The organism is Margalitia sp. FSL K6-0131, from assembly GCF_038008735.1.
GTDB lineage: Bacteria > Bacillota > Bacilli > Bacillales > Bacillaceae_C > Margalitia > Margalitia shackletonii.
Window position 1 is genome coordinate 3,892,610 of sequence record NZ_JBBOZS010000001.1, and the last position, 17,121, is coordinate 3,909,730.

Below are 17,121 nucleotides of genomic sequence, written 5' to 3' on the forward strand. Positions count from 1 at the left end.
TGGAGCCTTACCTGAACATATTTATGCATTAATTGTTGATAATCGGCACACAGTTTAATTCACTTATTACACCATGAGAACTATTTGACTTTATATATCGCCATACCGGAGAAAGTGTTTCTTTTGAACGCTTCTTATGTACATACTTCAACCCAAAACGGAAAAATTTGTCCATAAGAGCTGCTTTTATAAACATCTAACTTGCACATTAGGAAACAGCGTCCCTTTTATATTTAACAAAAACGGTTATGGACTAAAAAACAAATAAAAACCCTCTCACCAATGTGAAAGGGTCATAATATTAGTAGATTAAATTTACAAGCTCGTCCTTCGTTATATTCCCGAAATAATGTTTGACATCGATATCCTCAAGAGCTTTTTCAATTTCGTTTCGTTCATAGCGAACTCCTGTTAATTTGCTTTCGATGTCCTCCACATCACCGACGCCAAAGAAGTCCCCATAAATTTTACAATTTTCAATCTTTCCTTTATTAACATCTAAGCGGACATCTACGCTTCCGACAGGGAATCGATGAGAATGTTGAAGATTGAATTTTGGTGATTTGCCATAATTCCAATCCCAATTTTGGTATCTTTCTTTAGAAAGCTGGTGAATGTTTTCCCAGTCTTCATCTGTAAGCTTATATTCAGGAATTGGATTTTGTCCCTCAAAAATAGATTCAAGAAGAAGCTGACGGAATTTCTCAATCGTTAGCTTTTGATCCAAAAACTCCGAAATATTTGCCACACGGCTTCGTACTGATTTAATACCTTTTGATTCAATTTTGTCTTTTTTTACCTTCAAGGCGGATGCAACATTTTCAAGCTCGGAGTCAAGCATTAATGTACCATGACTGAACATGCGTCCTCTTGTTGAAAATTGTGCGTTTCCGGAAATCTTTCTTTCACCAACTTGAATATCGTTTCGGCCGCTGAGCTCTGCATTAACTCCTAATTTCTTCAATGCGTTAATCACAGGCTCGGTAAATTTCAAGAAATTATGGAAACTCTCTCCATCGTCCTTGGTGATAAAGCTGAAATTAAGGTTGCCAAGATCATGGTAAACAGCTCCTCCGCCTGACAGCCTGCGAACAACGATGATTCCGTTTTTATCTACATATTCTGTATTGATTTCCTCTATTGTATTTTGGTTTTTTCCAATAATAATAGATGGCTGATTTATGTAAAATAAAAGATACGTTTCATTTGGATCTAAGTTTTTTAATGCGTATTCCTCAATGGCTAAATTGATTTGCGGATCAGTAATTCCCTTATTATCAATAAACAACATATGTATCACTCCAAATTCAAATATATCTTCTTAAAGCTGGATGCCAAGACCGTAATAGGCAAGTATCACCTCACCTGAAAACTTCTCGGCTGCCTCCGTTTTTAATTGCTCCAAATCACCGTATTGAGGCAAATGTGTTAAAACTAATCGCTTAGCACCGGCAAGATTAGCAAGTTCTCCTGCATCATAGCTAGTCATATGACCCGCCCCGGAACCATCCATGTTTCCATAGAAATTACATTCACAAAGCAAAACATCCGCATCTTTCGCAAATGCGTTCAAGGACTCTATATATGATGTATCAGCAGTATAGACAAATACCTGATCCTCCGCCTCTATTCTCATGGCATAACATGGTACAGGATGCTTTGTTTTTAAAAAGCTAATGGAAAAAGGACCAATTTGCAGCTTCCCGCTCGGATCATATGGCACAGCTTTCGTTACATCCTGGAAATTTAAAGCTTGGAAGCCATGCTCGTCTTCTTGATGTCCGTAAATAGAAATCGTTTGTATATTTTTATCCATATATTTTCCGATGAGGAGCGCATGTTGCAGTACCCCAATATCAGCAATATGATCTGGATGATAATGAGAAATGATAACTGCGTTTAAGTCTTCTGGTTGTACAAAATTTTGCAATTTGGACAGAACTGCACTTCCGCAGTCAATCAATAATTTATATTGATCATGTTCTAGTAGATACCCTGAGCTCGCTTCATTTACTTTCGGATACCCACCCCACTGACCTATTACCGTTAACTTCATATGTATCCTCCTAAAATTATAGTTCAATAGACATTTCTTATCAATTTTTACTATACTCCATTTTACCCAAATTCTTATGAGAAAAACAGTTTAACGCTTTTATACAAAATCATATTTGTTCGGGCTAATTTCATTAACAATAACCGCGCTTAGTCTAAATAAAAAGACTGTCTTAATAGGTGTCAGGCACCATTGAGACAGCCTCCCTTACTTATTTTACACTTATCGTAATTTTCGCTTTCGGCATCACATGTTGATTTCTTGCCGTTACATGAACTTGTACCTGGTAGGTCCCTGCATGGTCAAATTCAAGGCTGGCAGAATAATTGCCATTCTTATCATTCTTAGCATCTATGTATTTACTATCGTTCGTATTGTCACCTTCCCAAATTTGATACTTCACATCATCTGCATCTTTAACCTTTTCTTTGCCTTGTGTTACCAATGCTTGTAAGGGAACCTTTTCGTTGACATTAGCATTCTCCGGCACTTTTAAAGCAACCTTTAATTCTACCGGTACTTTTTTTTCATATGTATTGGACTGATTGCTTCCGCAGGCAGATAAGGCAATGGCGGTAATACAGGTAAATAAAATCATTAGCATTTTTCGAGACATAACGATACCTCCCTAATTCTATATTTTTATGGTAACATTCCATTTGAGATAAAAAGTGCCTGTTTTGTTAATAAGTGTTGACAATTTTTTCACTAAACAATCGTCAGGGTAATTTTGAGCATTTCATGAATATTTGACCATAAACTAATTTTTAATTTATATTTCATCTATAATGAAGTCAAATACATATAAATAAATGATGGAGGATACTATATTGAAACGTTTACGAATACCTCTTTTGTTATTATTGATTTTTTCCTTAATTAGTCTTAGTGCATGCAGTTCTTTAAGTAATAAAAAAGGCGAACCAGTCGGAAACTTCACCTACACCGATGAAAACGGGAAACCGTTTGGGATGAAGGACTTGAAAGGGAAGCTTTGGGTTGCAAATTTCATTTTTACAAGCTGTACGACAATTTGTCCGCAATTAACTTATCAAATGAGCGAGCTTCAGAAAAAAGCGAAGAAAGAGGGTTTAAAAGACGTACACTTTGTTTCTTTTAGTGTAGACCCAGAGGTAGATACACCAAAACGCTTAAAAAATTACGCTTCTAATTTTCAGCCTGATTTTTCTACATGGCATTTGTTAACGGGTTATTCACAGGCAGATGTCGAAAAGTTTGCATTGGACAAATTTAAAGAGCTAGTAAAGAAGCCTGAAAATGATACGCAAGTTGTTCATGGCACTAGCTTCTACCTAATAAACAAAAAAGGGGAAATCATCAAGGACTATTCAGGTGGGAAAGACTTTCAGGCTGAGGAAATTATAAAAGATCTTAAAGGATTAGATTAAAAAAAGTTAGGGCGTTCTGCCCTAACTTTTTTTTATGCTGCTTCTTCTGTTTGTACTGTATGTGATTTTTTATATTTTACCGTGAAGTATGCAATGGTGATTATCATAAAAGCAATCATGTATATAAGCATTAATCCCAAGTTATGCCATACTGTTGAATAATCGCCAGATGAAATGACTGCTTTAAAGGCATTTAAAGAAAATGTCATAGGCAATACATTATGCACTGGGTGTAAAGCAGGCGGCAATAACTCAAGTGGGAATGTTCCCGCACTGCTTGTTAATTGCAGGATTAAGATAATGATTGCTAAGAATCGCCCAGGATCCCCTAATATAGCGGTTAAACATAGAATCAATGCCATATAGGTTAAACTGGTCACAATTTCAGTACCTATAAATACTGGTATGCTCTTCACATCAAGACCGATTCCACCGATGGCAATAGCTGCTGCGATCAGCGACTGGATAATACCCACTATTGCCATAACACCAAATTTACTAGTAAACATAAGGAATCCATTCTTAGGTGCGATAACAGGGTTTTTGACATTGAACACAATCGTTAATAATAATGCTCCGACAAACAGCCCTAGGGATAAGAAATATGGAGCCAATCCTGTACCATAGTTCGGAACTTTATTGACTTCTTTTTTATCAACCTTAACTGGATTTCCCATCATATCATATGTTTTTTGATCAGCATGGACGGAACCTGATTTATCTGCGGCGTCATGAAGTTTATTCTTTAACTCTTTTGATCCATCCGTTAACTTGTTTGTACCACTGTTTAAATCTTTTGATCCATCTGCCAATTTAGATGTACCGTCACTTATTTTGTTTGCACCATCCGCTAATTGCCCAATTCCCGCATTGAGCTGGTTACTTCCGGATGCCAATGCGTTTGCACCGCTGCCGGCATCAGCTAACTTCTGATTAAATGTAGTCATTCCTTGAAGCAACTGGGTTTGGCCTGCATTTAATTGATTTGCACCATCTGTTAACTTCTGGGAACCTGCTAAAAGGGTATCTAAACCATTTTGCAATGGTTTGTTTCCTTCTTGGTTTAATTTATTAACCGAATCAGCTATTGTACTTGCACCAGTTTGAAGCTTGCCTGTTGATGTGCTAAGCTGATCTGCGCCATTTGCTACATCATTGCTGCCTTTTTCCAATTGATCTAATGTTGCTTGCAATACCGTTTTTTGTTGATCTGGGAGTGTCGCCATAAATGGCTCTAATTGCTGTTTAAGAGCGGTTATTCCATCATGAACTTGTTTTGCTCCATCTGCTGTTTTAGTTGCTCCATTTCCTAGAGCACCAAGATTATCCGCAAGAGCTTTAGCGCCTTCATGAATTTTATCTGTATTAGACACAAGTTTTTTTGCACCGTTATCAGCATCTTGTAAACCGCTTGTTAGTTGTTTGGATCCAGCCGCGAGATCAGCAGAACCTTTACTTGCGCTCTGTACACCTTTTAAAAGCTGATCATTTCCGTCTTTAAGCTGGCTAAGACCTTTAGAAAGGTCGGATGCACCATTCGCTACATCAGTAGAACCACTGGCAGCTGAATTTACACCGTTTTGAAATTCTATTGATTTGGATGCTAGTGTTTCAAGATTTTCTTTGATTGATTTTGATCCGTTATCCAGTTTTTTTGCTCCATCATACAAGGAGGAAGCGCCTTTCGATGCTTGGTTGTATCCTTTTCCCATTTCTTTGATCTTACTAAACAATGTTTCCGCATAAGTAGATGTTACTTCTTTTGAAACGGACTGCTTTATTTCTTTCATGGCAGAGTCACCAATTTTTGATGAAAGATAATTGGCCCCTTCATTCGGAATATAGTTCAGCTCTAATTTTTTTGGCTGATCATCCATTAAAGTAGTCGCGTTTTTGGAAAAGTTTTGCGGTATCTCAATTAAAAGGTAGTATTTTTGATCCTTAAGATCCTTTAATCCATTTTTATTATCTACAATATGAAAATCAAAATCCTTACTATCCTTTAGATTATCCGCTAGCTTCTTCCCAAGCTTTAAATGATCTCCGTCCAATACAGCACCTTTGTCGTTATTTACTACTGCCACAGGCAAACGATCCAAGTGTCCATATGGATCCCAAAACGACCATATAAACATTCCTGCATACATAATAGGTACAAATGTAATAGCTAAAGTTGAAATCAACAGCATTGGATGACGGAGGATTTTCTTTAATTCAGCAATAAACATGACGTTTTTACCTCCAAAATTAGTATTTAATGACCGTTATATTCATTTGGTCATTACGTTTCAAAAATTTAGGACCATCAAGTTGATAATCCCTGGAATAAGTAGAGTTTAAATAGTTTAGAGATTTCTTCTTTTTCGAGCGGCTCACGATGCTTTTCCCAGTCAAAAATTAAGGAGATATATAATTTTAAGATTACAAAGGCGGTAATCTCCGGATTGCAGTCTTTGATTTCTCCTTTCTGAACTGCTTCCATGATGATATTTTGAATATAATTCAGGATGGAATCTTCAATTTTGAGCATCACTTCTTGAACTTCGGGAGTTCCTATATCACTTTCTTCTTGAAAAAGCTTAATGTATAGTTGATGTTCTTTTCGAAATTCCAATAATTTAAAAAGGGTGTGATCCACCTTTTCATGAAACGGTAAATCAGAATGCATAAATTGTTCCGCAGCCTCTCTCATTTCCTTTAACAAAGAAGTGATGATTTCATAGAATAATTCTTCTTTGTTTTTGAAAAAAGTATAAATGGTTCCCTTTCCAACATTCGCAAGCTTTGCCACCTGGTCCATGGTTGTTGCTTTGTATCCAAATAAAGAAAAGGATTTAGTAGCCGCATCGATAATTAATTTTCTGCGATCAATTGCCAATGATTTCACCACTTTTCCGAAATGACCAAAATACTGAATCAGTCAATTAGTTCCACAAGGAATAATATAGCACAACCAATTTAGGGAATCAAGGGACTGAAATGTTTTTTTTGAAATAAAAAATCCGCTCCCAAAGGGAGCGTGATTTTTTACATTTCCAAATGCTTTAAAATAACGGTTGCCAAGACATCAATAAATTCAGGTCTTGCATTCGGCATTGGCGGACGGTAATAGCTTGCACCTATTTCTTCTGTTACTGTTTTGCATTCATAATCATTATCATATAGCACTTCCAAATGTTCCGCTACAAACCCAACCGGAATATATACGAAGGCTTTATAGCCTTTTTCCTTATAAAGGTCGCGCGTCAAATCTTGAACATCAGGTCCAAGCCATGGATCCGGTGTATTTCCGGCACTTTGCCAGCCAAGTGCGTATTCCGTAATTCCAGCTTTTTCTGTAATTAATTTTGCTGTTTCTTTCAGTTGCTCAGGATAAGGATCCCCGTATTGGAGAATTTTTTCCGGCAAGCTATGTGCGGAAACAATTAGACAAGCTGAATTTCTTTCTTCTTCACTCATGCTTTGATAAGTATCTTTCACCTTATCAACCCAATACTGAATAAACTTCGGTTCTTTGTACCAGCTTTCTACGGAAGTAATACTTGGTCCTCCAAGTTTTTCAGCAGTAACACTCGCTCTTTCATTATAAGATTTCACACTAAATGTAGAAAAATGAGGAGCCAGTACAAGTGAAACCGCCTCTTCTATTCCATCTTCATGCATTTGTCCGACAGCATCTTCAATAAATGGCTCAATATGTTTTAAACCTATGTATGCTTTAAATTCAACCTCGTCTTGAACTTCATTCAAGCGATTTTGCAAACCGTATGCTTGTTCTTCCGTTATTTTGGCTAGGGGAGAAATACCGCCTATAGCTTCGTAACGGCTTCTTAAGTCTTCTAACATTTCGGGAGATGGCTTTCTGCCATGGCGAATATGTGTATAGTAACGTTCAATATCCTCTTCTTTGTATGGAGTTCCATACGCCATTACAAGAAGCCCCATTTTCTTTTTTGCCATCTTTCTTACCTCATTTCACTTATTTTCTTTGCACTGTATTCATGAATAAAAGCTGTTAAACGTTTAAGTACATCCGGATTCACTTGTGGGAATACCCCATGCCCAAGATTGAAAATATATCCCGGCAGCTCCATTCCTTGGTCCAGAATGCTTTTTACCCTTTCTTCTAATACATCCCAAGGCGCTAATAATACTGTCGGATCTAAATTTCCTTGAACAGCCTTATTTACTCCTTTGGCACGGGCTTCACGGATAGGAAGACGCCAGTCAAGTCCGACAACATCGAGTGGAAGATCATTCCATTCTAATGCCAAATGGCTTGCTCCAACTCCAAACATAATGAGAGGAACATTCTCCTTTCGTAACTCTGAGAAAATTTTTGTCATGACAGGCTTAATAAATGTGCGATAATCTTCGACATTTAAAGCCCCAACCCATGAATCAAATATTTGAATAGCACTAGCTCCCGCTTTAATTTGTGCACGTACATATGTAATGGTCATTTCTGCCAGCTTGTCCATTAGCATAAACCAAGCTTTTGGTTCTGTATACATAAATGCTTTTGTTTTTTTATAATCTTTTGAAGGTCCTCCTTCAATCATATAACTGGACACAGTGAATGGTGCACCTGCAAATCCAATTAGCGGTACTGTTAATTGCTCTTGTGTTAAAAGCTTAATAGTATCCAAAACATATGGAACATCCTCTTCCGGATGAATCTCTCCAAGTTTTTCTACATCGCTGGCGGATCTAATAGGATTATTAATTACTGGTCCAATACCGGACTTAATTTCTACATCTACACCTATTGAAGGAAGCGGTGACATGATATCTTTATAAAGAATCGCTGCATCAACATTGTATTGTTCCACAGGAAGTCTTGTTACATAAGCGCATAGCTCCGGCTGATGGGTAATTTCAAATAAGGAGTATTTCTCCTTTAACGCACGGTATTCAGGCTGTGAACGACCAGCTTGACGCATATACCATACAGGTACATGCTTCGTTTTTTCACCTCTTGCCGCTTTTATGAGAGTATCATTTGTTAATTTAGTCATCTGCAAAATGCCCACCTTTCAAGCAGTACAATCTCTTCTATGTATTCTAACATTATCCGTTTGTAGTCTGTTTTTACTATAGACGTTTTATAACTAAAAGTATAGTAAACCGAAATAATTGTCATAAATTCTTTACTTTTTCGCCGAAAAGTAGATACGCAAAGTTCTAGCATCCAGATGAGTGAAATTAGAACTGCCAATTTCACTTTCATGGGCATCGACTTAGATAAAAGAAACACAGTAATGTAGTTCAGGAGATTATTTTGTCTTTTCGCAGAGAGGATATCCGGAATTCCGTTCTTCGTTAGGTGCTGAAATTTGACAATAAAAACTTAAGCTTTTGTTTATACTTTTTCCCTAAGGGAATGGATATAATATAGGAAAAGCAGGTGAAGGAAATATGATGAGGTGATAACATGAATGTTTATATTACGACTGGAACCTATGATTTTTTAGAAAAAATTAAAACAAAATATCCAAACGAAAATATGATTCTTATGCAGAATGGTCAAAATTCTTTATTATTGCATGAAACAAATGAAAAATCCGTATTTGAGGTACCCCGAAAGTATGAAGTGGTTGATGGATTAGGAGAATTAGTGAATAAAGGATTGGCTGCTTTTAACCATGTGCCTGTAACAGATGAAGGAAGACCAGTCTTTGAATATCGCTATAAAGCAAGAATTCCATCCGTAAAGAAAGTCCCTGGCTTCAAAGCCATTCGGCTTCTGCGTCCATTAAAAGGGGATACTTATGTGGGATTTACCTTGTGGGAAAACGAAAAAGCATATTCGGACTGGAAACGCTCTAAATCATATGAGGAAGCTCAAAAAGCAGATTCCGAAGCAGAATTCAAAAGTATTTTCTCAGGTCCTGCCTATTTTACACAATATAATATTCCTGAGGAGGAGTAACAAAGCTTCCAGATATGATAAAAGAGCCGAATGGGCTCTTATTTTCTTTCCAATATAATATTATTCCGATTTGCATAAATAGCGGCTTGAGTTCGGTCAGATACTCCCAATTTACTTAAAATATTACTGACATGGGTTTTCACTGTTTTTACACCAATGAATAAGAAATCACTAATTTCCTGATTGGTCATGCCATCCCCCAGGCATTTCAGCACTTCTATTTCTCTTTCTGTTAATTCATCATGTGGCAGCTTTGCCGCTCCTCTAAAACGATTCATCATTTTATGAGCCACTTTCGGCTCTATTACAGACTCTCCTCTGATTGCCTTAAAGATGGCTGCCGTAACCTCTTCCGCACGAGAGGTTTTTAATAAATAGCTATGTGCACCCGCTTCGATTGCCGGGAAAACTTGTTCATCATCATAATAGCTTGTGAGAATGATAATTTTACAGTCTGGCAGAAACGATAAAATTTCCTTCGTCGCATCGATACCAGTCCCTTCTTCCATTAGCAAATCCATTAAGATGACTTGTGGCATATGTTTTTTGGCAAGTAATGCCGCTTCTTTTCCAGAGCTTGCCTCTGCTACTAGATCAATTTTTTCTTCCGTTAATAAATAGGAACGAATCCCCAGCCTGACCATTTCATGATCATCCACTATCATTACCTTTACTTTATCCATGACTTTCCCCCTCCCCTACGAAAGGCTCTTTTCTTAAACTTTGTTGTTTCTGTTTTTGTAAAACACAACTTAGAAATGCCTAACGATTTTAAGAAAAAATGCCCGAAACTAAGTCTAATTGGGTATTTAAAACACATTACGAAAGCTATCCCTACAATGGTATCCGAATATTAATATATGTTCCCTCATTTTCTTTTGACCGGATTTGAAAAACCCCTCCCAGTTCCTCACATCGTTCACGCATCGTCTGCAGTCCGTATGAAGTCATAGACTTCCTTTCTAAACTAAATCCATTCCCATTATCACTAATATATAAATGCAAATGGTCCTTCAGCACTTCCAACGTAATTCTAACCTTTGTGGCATGTGCATGCCTTAGAATATTGGAAAGTGCCTCCTGAACAATGCGAAATACATGCTCTTCAATTGCTTTTGACAAATTTTCCAATTCCTTAATCGAACTTTCAATATCAAGATTTGTTTTTTCCTTTAATTCTCTTACCAATTTATAGATTCCCTCTTCTAATGTATCACCTTTTAAATCTATTGGCCGTAAGTGCAGTAGCAGCGCCCTCATTTCCCCTTGAGCCTTGGCAGAAATACCCGCGACTTGCTTTAACATATTTTCAGCTTGGGCAGGATCTTTTGTAACCGTTCTTAGTGCAGCGGAGGATAACATTCCGAGTGCGAATAGCTGTTGGCTTACGGAATCGTGTAAATCTCTTGCTAGTCTTTGCCGCTCTTCCATGACAGCTGCCTGATGCGCTTGATCTACTAACTCTGTCTTCTCATCTGCAAGCCTTTGCAAAGAACGGACTTGATCTTGTATGTACGCCGCAAGCTGGTTCATTTCGTCAAGAATAAGTCCAATTTCATCCTGTTCATAATTTTCAACTCTTGCTGAATATTTACCGCTCCGTAAAATAGAGACAAAGGATAACACATCATCTAATTTTCGCAAAAATAATCTTCCGCTGCGATAACCAAAGTATACGCTTAATATTGCAAATATTAAAAACATAAAGATGGAAAGGAAGAGGATTTTTTTTGTATCGAGTACACTCTCATGATGAACTAATAAGTAAAATTGCAGGCCGACAAAATAGACTAAGCTGCAAATAACGGCCATCGTTAAAAAGTTTTGGATAAACCAAAAACGGATGCTCAAAAACCTTCTCACCATACTCCCCCTTTCCTACACACGATCAATTCTTATATCCCCAATACCAACTTCAATTAAAATATCAATTTTTTTAATGGAATCATGATAATTTGGAGATTCAAATACTAAATGTGGTTTCGTCCCTGAAGAATTCTGTTCAAAAAGACGTATATCCCCCAATGTTACTTTGGTAACAATCCGAACTGGAATATCCTCCGGAATAAGCATTTTCACGTCCCCAATTCGGCTCTTTATCGTAATTTTCGTTTCTTCCTCCGGTATGAAGGCTTTATTGAAATCAAAATAATAATCTCCAGTTAAATTATGCAAATCCATTGATTTCAAGGGCCAATTTTGTGTGTTAAACTCCATATCTCCGATAAGTGTAAAGCTTTTTTTATACTTCTTCTTATATTTGTTTTTGTATTTCTTTATATCTTCTATATCCTTATCGTCAAAATCTGCTTCGATGGAAAATTTAACTTTTTCCTTAAAGAAAATCTTTTTAATGGCCAAATAGATAAAGAAAATTGGCCACAGCTTCCACCAATCTCCATATGTAAAATGAACCATTCCATAATGATTTAACTCTAACAGGGAGCCATATAATAAGAAAAACAAGGAAAGAAAAATAGATCCGGACGATTTCCTGTGGATGCTCTGGATAAAATACAGTATTCCAGCAAAAACAAACAAAATCGGTATAAACATGACAAATAGTTCTTTCATTTCCAAGGAAATGACACCAATATTTATTAGAAGAAGGGCAATCCCTATTACAAGTAATATCGCAGAAAAAATCAAAATACTTCGCCGCCTTTTCAATCTCAATACATAAATTTCGAGAAAAATATGAAAAAATCCTCTATTTCTCTGTACAATTATTATATTCTCTTGTATTTAACCTTTTAAAGGTCCAACCGATATATCTCGTCTCCGTCTGTAGTCGGATATTTCAAGATAGTATGTTGCAGTAAATTCCAATATTTACTTTCATTTACACAAAATAATTCTGTGCCTCCTCTGCACTTAATATGTATCTCAACATATCTTGAATATAGGTAATAGGGCAATCGCCCAATTTACAAGTATCCATTAAGGAGGCGTCACGAATGAATATTGATATATCATCCATCCATTGGATTTACTTGGCTTTCATCGTGCTTATCATCCTTTTTATGATTTTTAAACGCGATACAACCATTGTTTGTATTGCAGGTATTTTTCTCATCGCATTAACCGCTACCGGTTCGCTTACCGCCTCAATTAGCAGTGTTTTTAATAGCTTTATCTATGCCATCACCGAATTACTCTCCATTATTCTCGTCATCTCCATCATTGTCTCTATGAGTAAGAGCCTCATGGAAACTGGAATAAATGACGTAATGATTTATCCATTTACAAAATTAATTAAATCGCCAACTCTTGCCTATTGGATAATTGGGATTGTTATGCTTGTCATATCTTTATTTTTCTGGCCATCTCCCGCCGTTGCATTAATTGGAGCTGTTTTGCTTCCTGTTGCTCTTCGTGTTGGTTTGCCGGCGCTTGGGGTCGCTGTAGCAATGAATTTATTCGGGCACGGGATAGCCTTATCAGGCGATTTTATCATTCAGGGTGCACCGAAGCTTACAGCGGATGGTGCCGGAATACCTGTTTCAGATGTTGTTCATGCAAGTATTCCGCTTGTCGTGATTATGGGTGTCGTAACGACTGTTACAGCTTTTATCCTTTTAAAACGTGATATGAAAAAAGGTATCCTGAAATCCGGCACAACTGTTGGGACAGGTGAGAAAAATGAACTGTTCAATCCAAATTTACTATCCGTATTCTACAGACGCTTCTTTGCTTTTCTAGTTCCTATTCTATTTGCCCTCGATATCATTGCAATGGTTGTCTTTAACCTCCAAGGTGGCGACGCAACAGCACTAGTCGGTGGTACTGCTATCCTCATCCTGCTACTGATCACTGCAGCAGGGCATAAGAAACAGGCATTAGAAAAAACGACCAAATATTTAATAGAAGGCTTGCAATTTGGTTTTAAAGTATTTGGCCCCGTCATTCCCATAGCAGCTTTCTTCTATTTAGGTGATGCCGGTTTTAAAACGATAATCGGTGACTATTTGCCGAAAGCCTCCCAAGGAATCGTCAACGATTTAGGTGGTGCACTAGCCAGTATTGTTCCTTTATCAAAAGAAGTAGGAGCTATCACTTCTACAATTGGCGGGGTAATTACCGGTTTAGATGGTTCAGGATTTTCCGGACTTTCCTTGAATGGATCAATTGCTGCCCTTTTTGGTCATGCTATAGGATCAGGTGTAGCAACCTTAACAGCATTAGGACAGATAACAGCAATCTGGGTTGGCGGCGGAACCATCATTCCTTGGGCGCTCATACCAGCAGCAGCCATCTGTAATGTCGATCCTTTTGATTTAGCAAGGAGGAACCTTTTACCAGTTGTAATTGGATTAGTCGTAACTACCATTGTGGCGATTTTTCTGATTTAACTTAGAAAAGCGCTGGAGCTACACAGACTTTATCCTAGTTAAATAATTTTAGAGATAAAAAAATTTATACTTTCTTTTTACTTTATAAAAAGAGGATTTCCCGAAGGTTTGTACATTTTCAACTCATGGGAAACCTCTTTTTCCATGAATATCTTATCTACATTATATAAGTATTAGAAAATACTTTGAACTTGAAATTTTCGTTTATAGAATATTTTTACTTATACAAAGTGATATAATAGTAGAAATACTTCCAAAAGGGGCTGATAAGTTTGACTACTTTAGAAAACCTTTTTACAAAATTGGATGAATCCTACAATGAAATGGTTGAGATTAGAAGGTACTTGCACCAACATCCTGAATTATCTTTTAAAGAGGTAAATACCGCTAAATACATAGCGAATTTTTATAAGGATTTAGGCATTGAGGTAAGAGAAAATGTTGGAGGAAATGGTGTTGTCGCAAGAATTAAAGGGGCAAAACCAGGCAGCACCGTTGCTTTGCGCGCAGATTTCGATGCCCTCCCCATCCAGGAAGAGAATGAAGTCCCTTATAAATCTTTAGTACCTGGTGTGATGCATGCATGTGGTCATGACGGTCATACTGCTACCCTTCTAGTTTTAGCAAAGGTATTGAACGAATTAAAAGACGACCTTTCAGGAGAATATGTGATGATTCACCAACACGCAGAAGAATATGCTCCCGGTGGCGCGATTTCCATGATTAAGGATGGTTGCTTGGATGGTGTCGATGTAATATTTGGAACTCATTTATGGTCTCCCGTTCCTTATGGTGAAATCACTTATCGTAAGGGACCTATTATGGCTGCAGCAGATCGTTTCGAAATAACCATCCAAGGATTTGGCGGACACGGAGCACAACCACATAAGACAAAAGATGCGATTGTCATTGCTTCACAATTAGTTTTAAATTTACAGCAAATTGTCAGCCGGAGAGTAAATCCGATTGATTCAGCCGTCGTATCTGTTGGATCCTTTGTTTCCAATAACGCTTTTAATGTGATTGCGGATTCGGCAAAAATCATTGGAACGGTTCGTACATTTAATGAAGAGGTTCGTGACTTTATCGAGAAAGAAATAGAAAAAGTAATTAAAGGTACTTGTTTTGCTTCAGATTGTACGTATGAATATCTTTACGACCGCGGATACCCTGCAGTAGTCAATCACGATAAGGAAACAGACTTTCTGGTTGCCTCTGCGAAACTTGTAAAAGATATTCATTCCATTCAAGAAGCGGAACCGGAAATGGGCGGAGAAGATTTTGCTTATTACTTACAACATGTAAAAGGTACCTTCTTCTTTACTGGAGCGAAACCCGAGGCGACCGAAACACCATATCCGCATCATCATCCTAGATTTGATATTAATGAAAAATCCTTGCTAGTAGCAGCCAAAACACTTGGTTCGGCGGCTTTAAATTATCAACAAACAGAAGATTCTAAAGAAGAAAGTGCAGAATTCGCAGCGAAATAAGCAAAGCTCGGGGCGCCACAGCTTTGCTTACGGATGCGTGAAATTAGCATGTTAAATTTCACTCGGTAAAATTTGAAATATAATTTTACCGAGTGAAAATAGCTTTTCCATTTTCACCTGATGCCCTTATCAAAAAGATGAGGATACGCAGAAATCCGCCAGCCAAAGAGCTGCTTGGGCTCATAAAATTAAATTTGCTGATAGAAAATATTATCTTTAAGATAGCATTCCTTCCTGTCTGAAGAAATCTCCCCGAATATGGGGATTTTTTTATTCTCTTATACATAAAAGAATGATGGATTCATATAATGTAGAAATGGACAAATAGTAGGAAGGAGAATAGCACATGTCATTGCCGATTTGGATTTACTTTGTTATAGCAGGAATTGTAATTAGTGCTTTCATGGCTGTGAAAACAGCAAAAGAGGATCGAGATCAAGAAATGGAATGGATTGAAAAAGAAGGCAAAGAATATATAGATAGAATGCAAGAAGAAAAAGAACGCCGTAAACAAGAAGTGGGATGAGGAATCAAGTCCTCTGACCCACACAAAAAAGGACAAGGTGAAATCCTTGTCCCTTTTTTATGTGTTATTTAGTAGAAGTTCCGGTACTTGATGGATTAGCATTTAATACGTTATCTAATGTACTCTTTAAGTCTTTATCTTCAATTTTCACATTAGCATCTTTAAGTTCCGATTGCATTGCTTTCGCGATTTTTGTATTATCCACTTTTGATGTTTTAATATCTTGCTCAATTTGCTTTTTCATTTTATCATCAAGTGGTGCTTTTTTCTTCTTACCAGTTAATTGAATAATGTGGTAGCCATAATCAGACTTAATCGGCTTACTAATTTCATTTAGTTTTAAAGCATATGCAGCATTTTCAAATGCAGGCACCATTTTACCTGGACCAAACCAGCCAAGATCTCCACCTTTTGATGCTGAACCCGTATCAGTAGAATATTTCTTCGCTAAGTCCTCAAATTTTTGACCTGCTTTAAGCTTTGCTTCAATATCATTCGCCGTTTTTAAGTCTTTAACTAAAATATGACGAGCTTTGATATCTGGTTTTATATTTTTATCGTAATAGTCTTTTATTTCCTTATCTGTAACTTTAACATCTTTTGTAGCAGCTTGTTGTTCAAGAAGTCCTACTTTAATGGTATTTCGGAAATCTTTCTCATCTTTATAACCATATTGTTGAAGAGCGGAATCAAACTGAGCACCAAGTTGATCCTTAGCCTGTTGAACCTGCTTATCTACATCCTTAGAGGAAACTTTATATTTTTTAGATAATACTTTTTCAAAAATAAGTTGTTGCAGAACTTGCTCACCATATTTATCTTTTAAAGCAGTGTAAAGTTCATCTTGAGTAATATTACCAGCCTTTGTTTTTACTACTACATCTTTACCGCTGCCACTATTGCCGCAGGCAGCCAGTCCAACCACACTTGCTGCAAGTGTCAAGGATAGTATCCATTTCTTCATTCAATAACAACTCCCAACTGTATTTATCTTGTGTATACAACTAATAAGGGATTTCGAGCCTATCCCAACCGCTTATACTTATGAAGGAATACGGGCTATAGTACAAATGCATATATTTTGTATACAAGCACAATACAACTTATGATACATTTCATTTCTTAAAATAGAATTAATAGCTCCTCCACTATTTCCCTCATAAAATCTACAAAACATACTATAACACAAATCTTGTCAGAAAAGAAACATATTATCAGAATTCTAATGGAAATCTAATGTTCACTATTTTGCTTTTACAGTGATGTGAACGGTACCAACGCTTTTAAATTAGAGTTTCATACTAATAATAGGCATTTGTTCTACACCAAATAGTCAAATGCACATAACATAAA

At 37.0% G+C, this 17,121-nt stretch carries 16 protein-coding genes; 5 read left to right on the plus strand and 11 right to left on the minus strand.

Annotated features, from left to right (window positions below):
- Window positions 1-301 precede the first annotated feature (301 nt).
- The 3 genes from NSQ59_RS19115 to NSQ59_RS19125 form a co-directional block, all read right to left on the minus strand.
- Complete coding sequence (locus NSQ59_RS19115; RefSeq protein WP_055740852.1) at window positions 302-1,291, minus strand: lipoate--protein ligase; 990 nt, start codon at window positions 1,289-1,291, stop codon at window positions 302-304.
- Window positions 1,292-1,321: 30 nt separating this feature from the next.
- The gene (locus tag NSQ59_RS19120) at window positions 1,322-2,056 is read right to left on the minus strand and encodes an MBL fold metallo-hydrolase (protein ID WP_055740853.1); all 735 of its coding nucleotides are present in this window, start codon (window positions 2,054-2,056) and stop codon (window positions 1,322-1,324) included.
- Between the two features lie 211 nt (window positions 2,057-2,267).
- A complete protein-coding gene (locus tag NSQ59_RS19125; RefSeq protein WP_055740854.1) occupies window positions 2,268-2,672 on the minus strand; it encodes a FixH family protein in 405 nt (134 codons plus the stop codon).
- Window positions 2,673-2,886: 214 nt separating this feature from the next.
- Here NSQ59_RS19125 and NSQ59_RS19130 point away from each other — a divergent pair, with 214 nt between their 5' ends.
- Window positions 2,887-3,465, plus strand: coding sequence for an SCO family protein (locus tag NSQ59_RS19130; protein ID WP_083489389.1), 579 nt, complete (start codon window positions 2,887-2,889; stop codon window positions 3,463-3,465).
- Window positions 3,466-3,497: 32 nt separating this feature from the next.
- Here the strand turns inward: NSQ59_RS19130 and NSQ59_RS19135 are convergent, their stop codons facing one another.
- From NSQ59_RS19135 to hemE, 4 genes are all read right to left on the minus strand, one after another.
- The gene (locus tag NSQ59_RS19135; RefSeq protein ID WP_055740855.1) at window positions 3,498-5,693 is read right to left on the minus strand and encodes a YhgE/Pip domain-containing protein; all 2,196 of its coding nucleotides are present in this window, start codon (window positions 5,691-5,693) and stop codon (window positions 3,498-3,500) included.
- A gap of 77 nt (window positions 5,694-5,770) precedes the next feature.
- Window positions 5,771-6,343, minus strand: a complete 573-nt coding sequence (locus NSQ59_RS19140) for a TetR/AcrR family transcriptional regulator (RefSeq protein ID WP_055740856.1) — start codon at window positions 6,341-6,343, stop codon at window positions 5,771-5,773.
- Between the two features lie 149 nt (window positions 6,344-6,492).
- Window positions 6,493-7,425, minus strand: a complete 933-nt coding sequence (gene hemH / locus NSQ59_RS19145; protein WP_055740857.1) for a ferrochelatase — start codon at window positions 7,423-7,425, stop codon at window positions 6,493-6,495.
- Window positions 7,426-7,430: 5 nt separating this feature from the next.
- Window positions 7,431-8,483 carry a uroporphyrinogen decarboxylase gene (hemE, locus tag NSQ59_RS19150; protein ID WP_055740858.1) on the minus strand — a complete coding sequence of 351 codons (1,053 nt, stop codon included), beginning with the start codon at window positions 8,481-8,483 and terminating at the stop codon, window positions 7,431-7,433.
- 416 nt (window positions 8,484-8,899) lie between these two features.
- Between hemE and NSQ59_RS19155 the strand changes: the two genes are divergently transcribed.
- Window positions 8,900-9,397 carry an antibiotic biosynthesis monooxygenase family protein gene (locus NSQ59_RS19155; protein WP_055740859.1) on the plus strand — a complete coding sequence of 166 codons (498 nt, stop codon included), beginning with the start codon at window positions 8,900-8,902 and terminating at the stop codon, window positions 9,395-9,397.
- Between the two features lie 38 nt (window positions 9,398-9,435).
- Here NSQ59_RS19155 and NSQ59_RS19160 read toward each other — a convergent pair whose 3' ends face one another.
- From NSQ59_RS19160 to liaF, 3 genes are all read right to left on the minus strand, one after another.
- Window positions 9,436-10,080: a response regulator gene (locus tag NSQ59_RS19160; protein ID WP_055740860.1), complete on the minus strand. Its 645-nt coding sequence runs from the start codon at window positions 10,078-10,080 to the stop codon at window positions 9,436-9,438.
- A 151-nt stretch (window positions 10,081-10,231) separates the two neighbouring features.
- Window positions 10,232-11,263, minus strand: a complete 1,032-nt coding sequence (locus NSQ59_RS19165) for a sensor histidine kinase (RefSeq protein ID WP_055740861.1) — start codon at window positions 11,261-11,263, stop codon at window positions 10,232-10,234.
- Between the two features lie 12 nt (window positions 11,264-11,275).
- Window positions 11,276-12,046 carry a cell wall-active antibiotics response protein LiaF gene (liaF, locus tag NSQ59_RS19170; RefSeq protein WP_055740862.1) on the minus strand — a complete coding sequence of 257 codons (771 nt, stop codon included), beginning with the start codon at window positions 12,044-12,046 and terminating at the stop codon, window positions 11,276-11,278.
- 308 nt (window positions 12,047-12,354) lie between these two features.
- Here liaF and NSQ59_RS19175 point away from each other — a divergent pair, with 308 nt between their 5' ends.
- The 3 genes from NSQ59_RS19175 (at window position 12,355) to NSQ59_RS19185 (ending at window position 15,768) form a co-directional block, all read left to right on the plus strand.
- Window positions 12,355-13,749, plus strand: coding sequence for a hypothetical protein (locus tag NSQ59_RS19175; RefSeq protein ID WP_055740863.1), 1,395 nt, complete (start codon window positions 12,355-12,357; stop codon window positions 13,747-13,749).
- A 323-nt stretch (window positions 13,750-14,072) separates the two neighbouring features.
- Window positions 14,073-15,242: a M20 family metallopeptidase gene (locus tag NSQ59_RS19180; RefSeq protein WP_340833178.1), complete on the plus strand. Its 1,170-nt coding sequence runs from the start codon at window positions 14,073-14,075 to the stop codon at window positions 15,240-15,242.
- Window positions 15,243-15,588: 346 nt separating this feature from the next.
- A complete protein-coding gene (locus NSQ59_RS19185; protein WP_055740864.1) occupies window positions 15,589-15,768 on the plus strand; it encodes a sporulation YhaL family protein in 180 nt (59 codons plus the stop codon).
- A gap of 64 nt (window positions 15,769-15,832) precedes the next feature.
- On the opposite strand, the gene NSQ59_RS19190 is transcribed toward NSQ59_RS19185, so the two are convergent.
- Complete coding sequence (locus NSQ59_RS19190) at window positions 15,833-16,732, minus strand: peptidylprolyl isomerase (protein WP_055740865.1); 900 nt, start codon at window positions 16,730-16,732, stop codon at window positions 15,833-15,835.
- Window positions 16,733-17,121 lie beyond the last annotated feature (389 nt).